The organism is Spirosoma areae (assembly GCF_054781775.1).
The window spans coordinates 1-14,309 of sequence record NZ_BAAGTT010000045.1; the positions used below are offsets into that span (position 1 = coordinate 1).

The 14,309-nt window shown below is 48.4% G+C and carries 17 protein-coding genes; all 17 read left to right on the top strand.

All coding sequences use genetic code 11. The features are described 5' to 3' along the window. The first annotated feature begins 200 nt into the window (after positions 1-200). The 17 genes from ACYVI1_RS27260 to ACYVI1_RS27340 all read left to right on the top strand — a co-directional run bounded on the left by ACYVI1_RS27260 (position 201) and on the right by ACYVI1_RS27340 (position 14,272). Positions 201-437: a hypothetical protein gene (locus tag ACYVI1_RS27260; RefSeq protein WP_460914340.1), complete on the top strand. Its 237-nt coding sequence runs from the start codon at positions 201-203 to the stop codon at positions 435-437. Between the two features lie 17 nt (positions 438-454). Then, positions 455-2,041, top strand: coding sequence for an L-aspartate oxidase (nadB, locus tag ACYVI1_RS27265; protein WP_460914342.1), 1,587 nt, complete (start codon positions 455-457; stop codon positions 2,039-2,041). Positions 2,042-2,155: 114 nt separating this feature from the next. Next, positions 2,156-2,338, top strand: coding sequence for a hypothetical protein (locus ACYVI1_RS27270; protein WP_460914345.1), 183 nt, complete (start codon positions 2,156-2,158; stop codon positions 2,336-2,338). Further along, the gene (locus tag ACYVI1_RS27275) at positions 2,304-2,825 is read left to right on the top strand and encodes a DUF6169 family protein (protein ID WP_460914348.1); all 522 of its coding nucleotides are present in this window, start codon (positions 2,304-2,306) and stop codon (positions 2,823-2,825) included. The genes ACYVI1_RS27270 and ACYVI1_RS27275 overlap by 35 nt, the downstream gene beginning before the upstream one ends. Positions 2,826-2,855: 30 nt before the next feature. Continuing rightward, positions 2,856-4,217, top strand: a complete 1,362-nt coding sequence (locus ACYVI1_RS27280) for a glutamine synthetase family protein (protein ID WP_460914351.1) — start codon at positions 2,856-2,858, stop codon at positions 4,215-4,217. Further along, the gene (locus tag ACYVI1_RS27285; RefSeq protein ID WP_460914353.1) at positions 4,217-5,257 is read left to right on the top strand and encodes an aminoglycoside phosphotransferase/kinase family protein; all 1,041 of its coding nucleotides are present in this window, start codon (positions 4,217-4,219) and stop codon (positions 5,255-5,257) included. Before ACYVI1_RS27280 ends, ACYVI1_RS27285 begins: the two co-directional genes overlap by 1 nt. A gap of 74 nt (positions 5,258-5,331) precedes the next feature. Continuing rightward, complete coding sequence (locus ACYVI1_RS27290; protein ID WP_460914355.1) at positions 5,332-5,925, top strand: RNA polymerase sigma factor; 594 nt, start codon at positions 5,332-5,334, stop codon at positions 5,923-5,925. A gap of 30 nt (positions 5,926-5,955) precedes the next feature. After that, complete coding sequence (locus ACYVI1_RS27295) at positions 5,956-6,279, top strand: hypothetical protein (RefSeq protein ID WP_460914356.1); 324 nt, start codon at positions 5,956-5,958, stop codon at positions 6,277-6,279. Then, positions 6,258-6,806, top strand: a complete 549-nt coding sequence (locus ACYVI1_RS27300) for a Spy/CpxP family protein refolding chaperone (protein WP_460914359.1) — start codon at positions 6,258-6,260, stop codon at positions 6,804-6,806. The genes ACYVI1_RS27295 and ACYVI1_RS27300 overlap by 22 nt, the downstream gene beginning before the upstream one ends. 48 nt (positions 6,807-6,854) lie before the next feature. Next, positions 6,855-7,679, top strand: coding sequence for a YHYH protein (locus ACYVI1_RS27305; RefSeq protein WP_460914362.1), 825 nt, complete (start codon positions 6,855-6,857; stop codon positions 7,677-7,679). Next, positions 7,651-8,253, top strand: a complete 603-nt coding sequence (locus tag ACYVI1_RS27310) for a toxin-antitoxin system YwqK family antitoxin (RefSeq protein ID WP_460914364.1) — start codon at positions 7,651-7,653, stop codon at positions 8,251-8,253. The genes ACYVI1_RS27305 and ACYVI1_RS27310 overlap by 29 nt, the downstream gene beginning before the upstream one ends. Beyond that, complete coding sequence (locus tag ACYVI1_RS27315; RefSeq protein ID WP_460914366.1) at positions 8,222-8,893, top strand: SCO family protein; 672 nt, start codon at positions 8,222-8,224, stop codon at positions 8,891-8,893. Before ACYVI1_RS27310 ends, ACYVI1_RS27315 begins: the two co-directional genes overlap by 32 nt. A gap of 73 nt (positions 8,894-8,966) precedes the next feature. Then, positions 8,967-9,815 carry a TIGR01459 family HAD-type hydrolase gene (locus tag ACYVI1_RS27320; protein WP_460914369.1) on the top strand — a complete coding sequence of 283 codons (849 nt, stop codon included), beginning with the start codon at positions 8,967-8,969 and terminating at the stop codon, positions 9,813-9,815. Between the two features lie 201 nt (positions 9,816-10,016). After that, on the top strand, positions 10,017-10,256 hold the full coding sequence (locus tag ACYVI1_RS27325) for an acyl carrier protein (protein WP_018617787.1): 240 nt from the start codon (positions 10,017-10,019) through the stop codon (positions 10,254-10,256). 106 nt (positions 10,257-10,362) lie between these two features. After that, entirely contained in the window at positions 10,363-11,613 is a 1,251-nt protein-coding gene (gene fabF, locus ACYVI1_RS27330; protein WP_460914371.1) for a beta-ketoacyl-ACP synthase II, read from the top strand. A gap of 3 nt (positions 11,614-11,616) precedes the next feature. Continuing rightward, on the top strand, positions 11,617-12,378 hold the full coding sequence (rnc, locus tag ACYVI1_RS27335; protein WP_460914373.1) for a ribonuclease III: 762 nt from the start codon (positions 11,617-11,619) through the stop codon (positions 12,376-12,378). Between the two features lie 376 nt (positions 12,379-12,754). Beyond that, positions 12,755-14,272: a Do family serine endopeptidase gene (locus ACYVI1_RS27340; protein ID WP_460914375.1), complete on the top strand. Its 1,518-nt coding sequence runs from the start codon at positions 12,755-12,757 to the stop codon at positions 14,270-14,272. The last annotated feature ends 37 nt before the right edge of the window (positions 14,273-14,309 follow it).

The window sequence follows — 14,309 nt, forward strand, 5'->3', positions numbered from 1 at the left end:
CTCATCAGCGTCGGTTAAGGGTGGATTATGAACGTTCGGTAAAGGTCTCCGAAGCGATGATCCAACTGGCAATGATTCGTATTATGATTCGACGTTTTTAATTTTTAGACAGCCTCTAACATCACCATCACACCCGATACGCAAAAGATGCCAAATTTTTGAAGAGGAAGTACCGCTCCCTTAAAACAGACCTGGCAAATTTGTCTACTTCGCTAAAAGAGAACCCTCAACAGGGTGAACCACTCGGTAAAGACTGTTATAAAGTGCGGGTGGCTATAAGCTCTAAACAAAAAGGCAAGAATGGAGGAGCCAGAGTTATAACCTGTATAAAAGTTGTTAATGAACAGATTTTCATCATCGCTATTTACGACAAAAGCGAATTAGCGGCATTAACAGACAAAAAGATTGAGAAGCGATTACGAAATAATGGCCTTTAAAACAGGCGAACAAGCTAATGCCCCATCAATTCGATTTTTTAGTTATTGGCTCCGGCATTGCGGGCCTGAGTTATGCCACCAAGCTGGCGATGCACTTTGAAAAGCTGCAGCAGGAGGTGCATATCGGTGTAATCACGAAAGTACAGGCCGACGAAACCAATACCAAATATGCCCAGGGAGGCATTGCCGCCGTATGGTCGGAAGATGATTCGTTTGAGAAACATATTGACGATACGATGGTGGCAGGCGACTTCCTGAGCGACCGGCATATTGTGGAAATTGTCGTGCGCGAAGCACCCGGCCGTATTCAGGAACTGATTGACTACGGCACTCGCTTCGATAAAGAGCATGATAGCGCTGACTACGACCTGGCTAAAGAGGGTGGCCATTCTGACTTCCGCATTCTGCACTTCAAAGACATCACCGGTGCCGAAATTGAACGGGCCTTGCTCGACAAAGCGCATTCACTGAAATCCATCCAGATTTTCACGCACTTCTACGCTGTCGAACTCATCACGCGCCACCAGCTTGGCGAGACGGTTCATCGCTACGACACTGACAATAAGTGCTTTGGGGCGTATGTACTAAACACGCAAACCGGGGAGGTCGAAACGTTTCTGGCCAAAACAACCCTGCTGGCAACGGGCGGCATCGGTAATATTTACCAAAATACCACCAACCCGAGTATTGCCACCGGCGACGGAATAGCCATGGCCTACCGCGCCAAAGGCATCGGAAAGGACATGGAGTTTATTCAGTTTCACCCAACGGCGTTGTATGAACCCGGCAAGAAACCCAATTTCCTGATTTCGGAGGCCGTGCGGGGATTTGGCGGCATACTGCGTACCCGCAAAGGGGAAACATTCATGGAGAATTACGACCCGCGCCTGTCACTGGCTCCGCGTGATATTGTGGCCCGCGCCATCGACTCCGAAATGAAAAAGGCTGGTACTCCACATGTGTATTTAGACGTTACCCACTGCGATTATGAGAAGTTTATCGAACACTTCCCCAACATAACAGCTTACTGCCGCGACCATTTGGGACTGGATTTGCGAAAAGATTATATTCCAGTTGTTCCGGCGCAGCACTACCTCTGCGGGGGCGTCCGGGTGAACGAGTGGGGGCAAACCAACATCCAATTTCTATATGCCGTTGGCGAATGTTCCTGTACGGGTCTGCACGGAGCCAATCGACTGGCTTCCAACTCATTACTTGAAGCCGTCGTATTTGGCCATCGGGCCTATGAGAAGACAGTGGAATTACTCAACCAGGCCGAACAGCCCGATACGATTCCCGACTGGAATGATGCCGGAACAACCCACCCCGAAGAGTTGGTTTTAGTGACCGAAATGAAGAAAGAGTTAGAGTCCATTATGTCGAACTACGTGGGCATTGTTCGCTCGAACCGACGTCTGAAACGGGCAATGGACCGACTCGAATTGATTTACTTAGAACACGAAGAACTCTATCGCCAATCGAAAGTATCGGTACCCATTTGCGAACTGCGTAACATGATTGAGGTGGCGTATCTGGTCATCAAGATGGCGATGGCCCGGCACGAAAACACCGGACTGCATTTTAATCTGGACAATGTGAAATAGGCTCGAACTGCTTTTGGGAGGAAATAGGCAGAGTGTGGGATTTGACCGAACGCCAACAGAGTTAATCATTGTTTTACAGTGAAATAAGTACCTTTGATTAGCCGTATGACCACCATGGAATTAGTAAACGACACCAACGACCGTCCGAAGGGAGGAGCGGCCTTGTTCCGGTGGATACTGGAACAACGAAAGCAGGAAGAGAGTAAACCCCGCGAACTAACCGAAAGTCAGAAAGCGGCCATTGCCGAATTGAAAAAACGTAATGCAGAACGAGGAACCACAGTCACTAAAGCATGACTTTACATTTGGCGGTGGCCCTACTAACTCTTACTACTTTGCTAATGGAGTAGGCATTACCTATGAGGTGATGTTTAGGCCATCAGGCTATTTATTCCCCGATAATCCAGAATTTAACAGCGACGTATATGAATTCATCATTCGTATTGAAGAAAATATTCTCGATGTAAATCCTCCATCTGACCCTCTGCTGCCACCAACCATTGCGGCTATTTTCCGGGATTTCTTTAAGCGCGAAGGGGCTGTTGTTGTTTATATCTGTGATTCATCGGAAGGACGGCAAGCCATTCGTTTTAGAAAGTTCAATTCGTGGTACAGTTATTTCGAGGGTCGGGGAACAACGCTTATGAAGATAGACATGGAGTTTGAAGATAAGAACGTGCCCGTTTATACCTCGCTTATTTTACAAGCCAAACATCCACTGCTTCAGTACATCATTGTCGCTTATCAGAAATTAATTCTTTGGGCTGACAACGATGAGAAATAGTTGTTCCCGGCTCAATCCACCCACAGAGGCATGAACAAGCAGGATATTATTGACTTCATTAGCCAAAGCGATAGCCCGAAAATAAAGTACGCATTTACCGATATTGATGGGGTGCTGCGCGGTAAAATCATCCACCGGCAGAAATTTCTGGATGGTCTGACCGACGGCTTCGGCTTTTGTGATGTCGTTTGGGGATGGGATTCATCCGATACACCTTACGACAATGGGCGAACAACCGGCTGGCATTCGGGCTACCCGGATGCACCCGTCCGAATCGACGTGTCGACGTTTCGACAACTACCCTGGGAAGATAATATCCCGTTTTTTCTGGCCGATTTCAGCACCACAACGAATGATAATGCCTTGGCCGCCTGTCCGCGCTCGCTGCTCAAGCGCATTGCGGTTCAGAGTCAGGAAATGGGTTTTCATGCCGAATTTGCCCAGGAATTCGAGTGGTTTAACTTCCGCGAAACACCCCAAACGTTACAGGAGAAAGACTTTCGGCAATTGGAAGCCCTAACGCCGGGTATGTTCGGCTATTCGATTCTGCGTCCTTCACTCGAAAGCGCGTTCTACCATGACCTGTTCGATTTATTGGCTCAGTTCGACGTACCGCTCGAAGGGTTGCATACCGAAACTGGACCAGGTGTCTACGAAGCCGCCATCATGCACGATGAGGTCGTGCGGGCAGCCGATAAAGCCGCTTTGTTCAAAACGGCGGTGAAGGAAATTGCGTATCGACACGGCGTGGTAGCTACGTTTATGGCCAAATGGAACGCCGATTTGCCCGGTTGCAGCGGCCATATCCATCAAAGTCTCTGGAACCCCGAACGAACGAAAAATCTGTTTTTCAGCCCGGAACAACCTGACCGGATGAGCGAGTTGATGCGCCAGTACATTGCCGGGCAGTTGTATTGCCTACCACACATTACGCCTATGTTTGCCCCAACCATCAACAGCTACAAACGCTTGGTCGAGGGTGCGTGGGCACCCACTACCCTAACGTGGTCGGTTGATAATCGCACAACGGCTTTGCGTGTGCTGAACCCGACAGAAGCGTACACGCGCGTGGAGCATCGCGTGTCGGGCGCGGATACGAACCCATATCTGGCTATTGCGGCATCGCTGGCATCAGGATTATACGGCATTCGGCATAAGTTGTCACTCGATATTCCGGCTTCGGTGGGCAACGGCTACGCTGATAAACGAAACGGCATTTTACCGACTAATCTGGATGAAGCCACACGGGCGATGGCGGACTCACCCATTGCGGCCGAACTCTTTGGCCCGGACTTTGTTGACCATTTCACCCGAACCCGCGACTGGGAGTGGCGACAATATCTCCGACAGGTGAGCGACTGGGAATTGAAACGTTATTTTGAAATTATCTGATGCGTCTCGTAGATTATCCTACCATTATAAAAAACGCCTGGGCGGAGTTTGATGCGTCGGTGCAGATTCAAACCATCGAAGATATCAGCGCACGGGTTTCGACCAACCATGTCTTTAAAGTTACGTTTGAGGATGGCGAACACATCATTGCCAAGCTGTCTTATTTCGGTAAATACGAGCAGTTTCTGGAAGACCACCGCATCATTCACGCGCTGGCAAATAACCTGCTTTACCCGTTCGAGAATGTGCTGGCGAAATCGCTGGTGCGTGACGGACAGGTATATACGTATCGACATAAAGATAATTTTGTGGATGCATGGGTCGTGTTTTACAATCCCATTCGGATTCAGCTAAAGTTGCCTCGCCGATTAGAAGAGCATCATATTCAGCTACTGGGCCGGGAAGTAGCCAGGTTTCATAAAGCCTGCTCACGGGTCAGTACAGTGCTTCCCAAATCCAGCAAAACGCTGCGTTCTGACGTTTGGGACCTGATGGATTTATTAGAAACGGAAGTTGGACAGTTTGAGCATCGGATGCACATTGAGGAATTGAAACGCCAGTGCGAACTGTTTTTAGCCAATCGTCAGAAACTCGTGGCCAAAACGGTTGAAACGATGCCTGTTTTCGTGGACTGGAACATCGGCAACTTTTCGGTAACCGATAAACTCGAACTGTATTCGCGCTGGGATTATGACTGGTTCCGAATCAGTTATCGGGTCATGGATTTTTACTTTTTTAGCCGGGTTGTCTCTAACGCGGGCGACCGGACGGTGTTCAGCTACGTTATTGGTCCGCTGATGGAAGAGCGGTTTTTGCTATTTCTGAAAGAGTATCACAAGGTGTTTCCGCTCACCGAAAACGAGATTCGGTTTCTGCCCGAAGCCTACCGGTTTTTCATCCTCAACTACGTCATTAAATACGGTCGGTATTTTTTCCACCGAACCTACGCTACCAAACTACAGCGAGAGGCTTACGAGATTTACTTCCCATCTATTGAGTCGTTCGACGCGGATAAAATCCTCAGCGCGTTGGGCATATAGCTTTGGCGAGGAATGACTTTCAGGCCAGCAGGTAGTCTAAGTTTCACCCAGAATATTGGGCAGTTAGCTTACTGATGAATGACTTAGGAGACTTGCCAGCTTTACTTGAGGCCATTCGGCAGGGCGATGAAACGGCTTTTCGGCAAGTGTATGAACAAACCAAAAGCCGGGTTTTCAACCTGGCCCTGGGCTATGTACGCAACCGCGAAGACGCCGAGGAGATTACGCAGGACGTGTTTATCGAAGTATTTCGGTCGGCGGGTACTTACAAAGGCGATGCCAGCGTAACGACCTGGCTTTATCGCATCACCGTCAACAAATCGCTGGATTACCTCAAGCACCAGAAACGGCAAAAGCGGTTTGCGTTTTTCACCAATCTGTTCGATGCCCAAACGGGCGAAACCCTGCACCATCCTACCGATTTTTTTCATCCCGGCATTGCCCTCGAACAGCAGGAAAACGCGGCTATGCTTTTCCGGGCCATCGACAAACTCCCCGACAAACAAAAAACGGCTTACCTGCTTGCTAAAGTGGAAGGATTGAGCAATATCGAAACGGCATCTGTTCTGAACACAAGCGTAGGCGCTATTGAATCGCTGTTGCAGCGGTCCACCGAAAATCTGAAAAAACAATTGGCCGGTTATTATAAAACCCTACAGAACCCGTAGGAATTCTAAACGCTTGTCGTCTTAAGCAATATGGAACCGAAACAAGAGAAATGGGTCAATGATATACTGAATAGTATAGACGGTGTGCAGCGAGCAGAACCGAATCCATTTTTGTTTGCAAAAATTCGGAATCGCCTGACTACGGAGCCAATGCCGGTCTATGTATCCGTGCGGGTCATCTGGGGAACGGTGCTCTCATTCGCATTGCTGCTGCTGCTCAACTGGCGGGTCATCAATCAGCCTGTGCCAGCCAGAGCAGTTTCCACAGACGATTTAAACGCCGTTGTGTCCGAAATGCAGCTTACCCCAATTAGTGACCAACTCGACAACGTATGGAGCGAACACAACTACTAACTATAGCCGTTATTGGCTTGTTGCTGCTTAACCTGTTGACTATTGGCTTTGTCGTGATGAAGCTCAATCAGCCGTCGTTTGCGGACCGCTCCGACCAGCGGCCTGGCCATGAGGGACCAGCGGATATAATTATCGAGCGGCTCCACTTCGACCAGAGTCAGCAACAGGCGTTTGGGCAAATTCGGAAAGCGCATCACGCTCAAACCGAACAGCTACAGAAACAGATGAGGCAATTAGTCAGCAGCTATTATGGTCTTCTGGCATCGGCTCACCCCGATTCGACACAGGCGATAGCGTTTAGTCAGGAAATCGCTCAAAACCAGCAGGAACAGGCACAACTGAATTTCAGGCATTTTCAGGAAATCAGAGCCTTGTGCCGACCCGACCAGCAAGCCGATTTCACGAAATTGGCAGGCGATTTAGCCCGTTTATTCGGTCAGCAGCAACGCCCACCCCGGCCCGGTGCCGACGGCCCACCCGATGGCCATCCGGGCGGGCCACCCGAAAATTTTCCACCCCGCCCGTAGGAATTGATTGGACGGTGTCGTCAAAGAAAGTAAACAACCACCTATTGTATGAAGCGCACGAATGTATTGACCGTCCTAAGTGGATTAACTTTATTCTGTGGACTGCTGACGTTAATTGCCTGTCAGAAAAATGATGATACCGTTTCACCCACCACTTCGACTGGCACAACCAGTACGACAACTACAATCGGTAGCAGTACGAGTACTTCCGTCGGCTCAACGGTTCCTAATGTTTATAAAAAAATTTATGGAGCTACCGAGATTTATGTAGAAGGCACAAACATCGTTATCAAAACCAAAGGACGCCCGGATCACAAAAGCCCGTATTATAAAGGAACAGCCTGGGAAAGTACGCTCTACGAAGCCTATAATGGTACGAATACCAAATTCGGTGTTAATCCGAATACGATTAGCGAGGTAAATTTGACATTCAAAATTCCGATGAATCCCCAGGTTGATGCCGCACACTCGGCAACTCCTGGCGGCTCAACTGGTGTTTCTATCAACGGCGTCCCGTTTTTCAATCAATACGCAGCCATGAATGCGCCATTGACTAATGAAGTAAATGGCTTTGACCAATACGGTGGTCATCCACAGCAACAAGGTCAATACCACTATCATGTTGAACCAACGTATCTAACAAAAGCTAAAGGAAAGGATGCGCTATTGGGTTTTCTGTTAGACGGTTTTCCAGTCTATGGCCCCACCGAAAATGGTAAAACTGTAACAAATGCTGATCTGGACAAGTATCATGGCCATAGTCACGCCACCGCCGATTACCCCAATGGTATCTATCATTACCACATTACAGCCGAAGACCCTTATATCAGCGGCAGCGGATTTTATGGAAAAGCGGGTACAGTTACCCAGTAAATTTATCCAGTTTATTGGCCTATTCCTGCTTCTATTCGGCTGTCAGCAAACAACGCCCGCAACAACGTTTATCCCCAAAGTTTTTGCGGGCGTTGACCAATCAGGCTGGCAGAAGCGGGATGGGCACTTGTGGCGGCATGATACGCTCTTTAGCGGCTGGCAGTACCAGCTCTGGCCCACCGGCGACACGGCCTTTGTCGGGGCATTTAACGCGGGGAAAACCGAAGGGTGGCACCGGCAATGGTACGCAAATCGTCGGCCAAAAGAAATTCGGCAGTATAGCAAGGGGTGGCAGGAGGGCGAGCAACGGGGCTGGTACGAATCGGGCAAACCGGCCTTCGTCTACCACTTCCAGCACGATGTGTATGAAGGTAATCTGAAAGAATGGTATCCGAATGGCCAGCCAGCTCGGGACGGTAATTATCATGAAGGGCAGGAGAACGGGGCGCAACGGCAGTGGTTTGCCAATGGGAGCCTGAAAGTAAATTATGTAGCCCGCAATGGTCGAAATTATGGATTTACCGGTGTTAAAAACTGCGTCAATGTCTGGGATTCAATTACGGTTTCGCATTAGTTTATTAATCAGTCTGCTAACAGGTATCTTTGCCTGTCAGCAGACGAACCAGGTTACCTCCGAAGCCGTTCCATACTACAATACGCCCGACTTCACTCCCGTCTGGCTTACCAATCCGGCCGATGTGAACCAGAAAATCACGCATCGTATTGCTGATTTTTCATTTCGCGACCAAACCAATCAGGTTGTTACACAGGAAACCGTGGCGAACAAAATTTACGTCGCCAATTTTTTCTTCACGGCCTGTCCCAGCATTTGCCCTAAAATGACCAACCTGCTCAAAGCTGTGCAGGATACATTCCAACATGAACCGAAGGTAGCTTTGCTGTCATTTAGTGTAACGCCCTGGCTCGATTCGGTGCCACGACTGCGTCAGTATGCTACTACAAAAGGAATCATGCCCAACAAATGGCACCTCCTGACCGGCGAACGGGGCCAGATTTACAACCTTGCCCGACGGTCGTACTTTGCCGAAGAAGCCATTGGTTTCACTAAAGACTCAACCGAATTTCTGCATACCGAACACCTGATTCTGATTGACCAAAACCGCCGAATTCGTGGCGTTTATAATGGAACAGTACCCTTAGATATTGACAAACTGATTGCTGATATAAAGACATTAAAGGCAGAATCTGATTGAAAATTCGGCTTGAATTGTACTTTTACGAATAATCTGTAGATGAGCGAGAGCCATACTGCCATTTTATTCGTCTATGCAACTTGCCGATTTCAAAACTGTAGCTTCTCAATATAAAGTTATTTTCTTCGATGCGTTTGGTGTCCTGAAAAATTCGGAAGGCATCTTACCCGGTATTGAGCATACCTTCGACTGGCTTCGGGAAACGGGTAAAGATTTTTATATATTAACCAACGATGCCTCACGCGGACCGCACGAGTTAGCAGAATCCTACCATAAACAGGGTCTTTACGCCATCCAGGCCGACCGTATTATCTCATCGGGAATGCTGGCCCGTGAGTATCTTGATCTGAAAGTCCGCTGTGGTACCGTGGCCTATTTAGGAACCGAAAAATCAGCTCATTACCTTGAAACCACCGGACTGAAGACACTTCCTATCAGTCAGGTTGACCTTAAGAATGTAGCCGATATAAACGCCTTAGTCTTACTCGATGATGAAGGTTTCGACTGGAATACGGACCTAACGAAAACGGTCAATTTGCTTCGCAAACGCAATATTCCGGTCATCGTAGCCAATACTGATGCCACTTATCCCGTCTCGAAAACCCGCATCTCCATTGCTATAGGAGCGGTTGCAAAAATGATTGAAACCATCGTTGGCAAGCAGTTCATCCGGTTTGGGAAGCCTGACGCCCAGCTTTTTATGTTTGCCTACGAGCGGCTCGAAAATGCAGCGCATATTAGCAAACGAGATATTCTGATGGTAGGCGACACGTTGCGGACGGATATTCTGGGTGGCAATAAATTTGGCTTAGATACCGCCCTCGTTCTTACCGGCAACACACAACCCCAAGATGCCGAAGTGCAAATACAAAGCACCGGTATTATTCCTACTTATGTCTGTAAATCAGTTGTCATTCGGTGAACAGAACCTACTCTGACGCGTACACTTTCGTCATCTATTCAGTTGCTTTACTGAATGAGGTTCGGATAACTACCTAATTTTCACAGCAATTTTTCCACAAAAGCCGTAATTGCCAACGGTGTACATCCTAAAAAATTGTTTGATAATGCAAAGGCAAATACGTTTCTTTGCACAGTTTTTTAACTCCAACGGACTACGAAAATGTCGGACATTGCACAAAAAGTAAAGAATATCATTGTAGAGAAATTAGGCGTAGAAGAATCAGAAGTAACGCCAGAAGCAAGCTTCACCAACGATCTCGGTGCCGATTCGCTCGATACAGTTGAACTGATTATGGAATTCGAGAAAGAATTTAATTTACCCATCCCTGACGATGAGGCTGAGAAAATCTCTACGGTTGGTTTAGCCATCGAATACCTGGAAAAACACATCGGAAAATAAATTCGTTTGATAAGTCCATTTCGGCACACCCAATAAGTTTCCGGAAATCTTTGCCAACAAGTTGATTCAGGCATCGTCTTCCTTCTTCATTACGCAGTATTGCTGTATGACATTCAAACGAGTAGTAGTGACCGGCCTCGGTGCATTGACACCCATTGGCAATGATGTACCCACCTATTGGAGCAACTTGGCCGCGGGCGTTAGCGGGGCCGGTCCCATTACGAAGTTTGATGCCAGCAAATTTCGCACGCACTTTGCCTGCGAACTAAAAGGGCTGGATGTTACCCAGTTCATTCCCCGGCAGGAGGCTCGAAAGATGGATGCGTTTACGCATTATGCCCTCATCGCAACTGATGAAGCCGTTCGGGATGCTAACCTGAACCTCGATAGCATCGACAAAAATAAAGTTGGCGTGATTTGGGGATCCGGCATTGGTGGTCTCAAATCGTTTGAGGATGAGGTAATCGACTACGCCAGGGGCGACGGTACGCCCCGTATCAATCCGTTCTTTATTGTTCGTATGATTGCCGACAGCGCGTCGGGCCAGATTTCAATGCGCTATGGTTTTCGGGGAACAAACTACGTAACGGTTTCAGCATGTGCCTCCACAAACAATGCCATCATCGACGCCTTTAACTACATTCGCTTAGGGCGGCTCAATATGTGTGTAGTAGGCGGTTCTGAAGCTGCCGTTACGCGGGCAGGTATTGGCGGATTTAATGCCAACCGTGCCTTGTCGGAGCGCAACGACTCGCCCCAAACTGCATCGCGACCCTACGACAAAGATCGCGACGGCTTTGTATTGGGTGAAGGGGCAGGGTCGATCATTCTGGAAGAGTATGAACACGCTCAGGGGCGGGGTGCCAAAATCTATGCGGAGTTGATTGGGGGTGGTATGTCGTCGGACGCCTATCACATTACAGCTCCTCATCCTGACGGTTTAGGGGCGTTTTTGGGGATGCAGGATGCACTCAATGATGCGGGCATTGCTCCCGAAGAGATTGACTACATCAATACCCATGGCACATCGACTCCCATCGGTGATCCACAGGAACTAAAAGCTATTTATCAGTTGTTCGGTGAGCATTCATTCAGGCTGAATATCAGTTCGACAAAGTCGATGACCGGGCACTTGCTGGGAGCGGCTGGAGCCGTTGAAGCAATTGCCTGCATCAAAGCCCTTGAAAACCAGATTGTTCCGCCAACAATTAATCACTTTACCGACGACGACGAGATTGACTCGCGGTTCAATCTAACGTTTAATATGGCTCAGGATCGCTCCATCACAACCGTGATGAGTAATGCATTTGGGTTTGGGGGTCACAATGCTATCGTCATTTTCCGTAAACTTAGCTGAGTCGTGCAACTCGCTCTGCCCCGTAGTTTATTTAACCCTCTCGACTGGTTTCGGCCCGGCAACCCCGATCCGCGCAAAAACCTGCGCCGGTCTATTGCCCATATTATTGGTGGTCGTCCATCTAATCTGGGCCTGTACCAACTGGCGTTGCGGCATACATCGGCCTCGAAAGCAACCCCTATCGAAGGCTTCCGGGAATCAAATGAGCGGCTCGAATACCTGGGCGATGCCGTGCTGGGCATGGTCATTGCCGAATTTCTTTTCAAAAAATACCCTTACAAAGACGAAGGATTTTTAACCGAAATTCGCTCCCGAATCGTCAATCGGGAGACGTTGAACGGAATTGCCCGCAAAATTGGCCTCGACCAGCTCATTGAGTATGACGGAAGCCGGACGCGTAGCCTGCCCGCCCGCACATCGATGTATGGCGACGCACTTGAAGCGTTGGTGGGTGCTGTATATTTGGACAAAGGATTTCGGTTCTCACGGCAGTTTATCCTCAAAGACCTCCTGTCTCACTATGATATTGAGTCTGTTGTGCAAAACAACGGTAATTATAAGAGCCGTCTAATTGAGTGGTCACAACGGGAGGGCAAGGAGATTCGCTTTGAGATCATCTCCGAAAAAGGGAATAGTCACTTCCGCGAGTTTATCGCTCAGGTTGTGGTTGACGATGAGCCGTTTGCAACGGGTAGTGGGTATAGTAAGAAAAAGGCCGAACAGGCAGCCGCCGAAAAAGCGTTTGAACTACTGGCAATCAAATAGATTGTTCACCGCTGATTTCAACTTATTCATCTTTATTATTGTACTGCCCGTCAGAGACCTGGCATCTCTGGGCTATTCATACGCCCCATTACGTCATTTTGGCAGAACTCAATTTTTCTAAGGTATTTTTATGTCAAATCGTCTTTATTTTAGCAATTTATCAAGTTGGTATAAAAATTGAAAATATAGTTAACAGGTTAGTGAGTGACTGACGTTGTAGGCAAGTACAACGGCGAAATTGCTTTCTAACAAAGCCTTGTTAAATTTTGTTAAGGACGCACACAAGGCGGATTTTTCGGAAGTGGGTTCCGTTATATCAATAGACGAATAAGCGTCGCTAACACAAAAAGAAGCAATCAGATTTTCCCATTTAACCATGAAAAGCAACTGGAAATTATTGGCGTTGATGGCACTCCTGTCGAGTGTAGTAACGCTTGCCGCTTACAACCTGTTGGGATTCAACAAGCGGGATGTGATTTTTAATGAGGCCTCGTCAGCACCGACGATTATGGGGCGGCTGGCATCCATGCCAGGTGGTCCAGCTTCTGTACCGGGCGATTTCTCGACAGCGGCAGAGGCCGTAACGCCAATGGTTGTTCACATTCGCACAACGATGACCCGAACGGTTCGCCAGCAGCAAATGCCCGATATTTTTCGGGAGTTTTTTGGCGATGAGTTTGGTGGTCAGCGGCAACCCCGTCGGCAACAAGGTCAGGCATCGGGTTCGGGGGTGATTATTAGCAAAGACGGCTACATCGTTACGAACAACCACGTTGTTCAGGATGCCGACGAAGTGGAGGTAATTATGACTGATAAGCGCAGCTTTAAAGCGAAAGTTATTGGCACCGACCCGCTAACGGATTTGGCCGTTATTAAAGTTGACGCCAACAACCTGCCTGCTATTACGCTGGGCGACTCCGACGCGCTGAAATTAGGCGAATGGGTGCTGGCGGTTGGGTACCCGCTCGACCTTGAATCGACCGTTACGGCCGGTATCGTAAGTGCCAAAGGTCGCCGGATTGGTATTCTTGACCAGAACATCAGTAAAACAGACGCAAAACCCGATTCGCCGGTAGAGGCTTTTATCCAGACGGATGCCGCTATTAACCCAGGTAATTCAGGCGGTGCATTGGTCAACCTGCGGGGTGAATTGGTAGGAATAAACTCAGCTATTGCTTCGGCAACGGGTTACTATAGTGGATATGGATTTGCCGTTCCTGTCTCGCTCGTGAAGAAAGTATCGGCTGACCTGCTTAAGTATGGCAATGTACAGCGTGGTTATATCGGTATTCTTCCCATCGAACTAAACAGCACTATAGCCAAAGAAAAAGGCACGAAAGTAGGCCGTGGTATCTACGTGGAGAACGTTGTTGAGAAAGGTGCAGCCGAACTTGCCGGTCTGAAGAAAGGTGATGTTATTGTGAAGATGGAAGGTCAGCCACTCGATTCCGATGCTCAGATGCGCGAAATCATTGGCCGCCGTCGCCCGGGTGACGCGGTGACAGTAACCGTGAACCGCGACGGTACGGAACGCGACTTCAAAGTTGAGTTACGTAATCGGAACGGTGGCCGGGACATCATCAAAAAAGCAGACGTAACTGCAGCCAATCTATCCCTGAATTCACTTGGTGCTCAATTTGAAGAACTTTCGGCGCAGGATGCCAAGCAGTTAGGGATCAGCGGTGGTGTTCGGGTAAAAAAGATTATTGACGGTAAGATGGCCGAAACTGACATTGAAGAAGGCTTTATTATCGTGAAAGCGAACACGAAGCCGGTTAAAACAACGAAAGACCTTCAGGCGATTATGTCATCAGTGAAGGAAGGAGAAGGCCTCATGCTGGTCGGCATGTATCCGAATAGTTCACGGATGTATTACTACGCAGTTCCCGTGTAAACAACTTTTTTCCAGTATCCTACATAAAAAGACCCGC

Excerpts from the sequence above, each read along its gene's own strand:
- fabF (WP_460914371.1), top strand. The coding sequence starts at position 10,363 with ATGACATTCAAACGAGTAGTAGTGACCGGCCTCGGTGCATTGACACCC.
- ACYVI1_RS27315 (WP_460914366.1), top strand. The coding sequence starts at position 8,222 with ATGTCTGGGATTCAATTACGGTTTCGCATTAGTTTATTAATCAGTCTG.
- ACYVI1_RS27320 (WP_460914369.1), top strand. The coding sequence starts at position 8,967 with ATGCAACTTGCCGATTTCAAAACTGTAGCTTCTCAATATAAAGTTATT.
- ACYVI1_RS27340 (WP_460914375.1), top strand. The coding sequence starts at position 12,755 with ATGAAAAGCAACTGGAAATTATTGGCGTTGATGGCACTCCTGTCGAGT.
- nadB (WP_460914342.1), top strand. The coding sequence starts at position 455 with ATGCCCCATCAATTCGATTTTTTAGTTATTGGCTCCGGCATTGCGGGC.
- ACYVI1_RS27295 (WP_460914356.1), top strand. The coding sequence starts at position 5,956 with ATGGAACCGAAACAAGAGAAATGGGTCAATGATATACTGAATAGTATA.
- ACYVI1_RS27290 (WP_460914355.1), top strand. The coding sequence starts at position 5,332 with ATGAATGACTTAGGAGACTTGCCAGCTTTACTTGAGGCCATTCGGCAG.
- ACYVI1_RS27285 (WP_460914353.1), top strand. The coding sequence starts at position 4,217 with ATGCGTCTCGTAGATTATCCTACCATTATAAAAAACGCCTGGGCGGAG.
- ACYVI1_RS27280 (WP_460914351.1), top strand. The coding sequence starts at position 2,856 with ATGAACAAGCAGGATATTATTGACTTCATTAGCCAAAGCGATAGCCCG.
- ACYVI1_RS27325 (WP_018617787.1), top strand. The coding sequence starts at position 10,017 with ATGTCGGACATTGCACAAAAAGTAAAGAATATCATTGTAGAGAAATTA.
- ACYVI1_RS27300 (WP_460914359.1), top strand. The coding sequence starts at position 6,258 with ATGGAGCGAACACAACTACTAACTATAGCCGTTATTGGCTTGTTGCTG.
- ACYVI1_RS27270 (WP_460914345.1), top strand. The coding sequence starts at position 2,156 with ATGGAATTAGTAAACGACACCAACGACCGTCCGAAGGGAGGAGCGGCC.
- ACYVI1_RS27275 (WP_460914348.1), top strand. The coding sequence starts at position 2,304 with ATGCAGAACGAGGAACCACAGTCACTAAAGCATGACTTTACATTTGGC.
- ACYVI1_RS27305 (WP_460914362.1), top strand. The coding sequence starts at position 6,855 with ATGAAGCGCACGAATGTATTGACCGTCCTAAGTGGATTAACTTTATTC.
- ACYVI1_RS27310 (WP_460914364.1), top strand. The coding sequence starts at position 7,651 with ATGGAAAAGCGGGTACAGTTACCCAGTAAATTTATCCAGTTTATTGGC.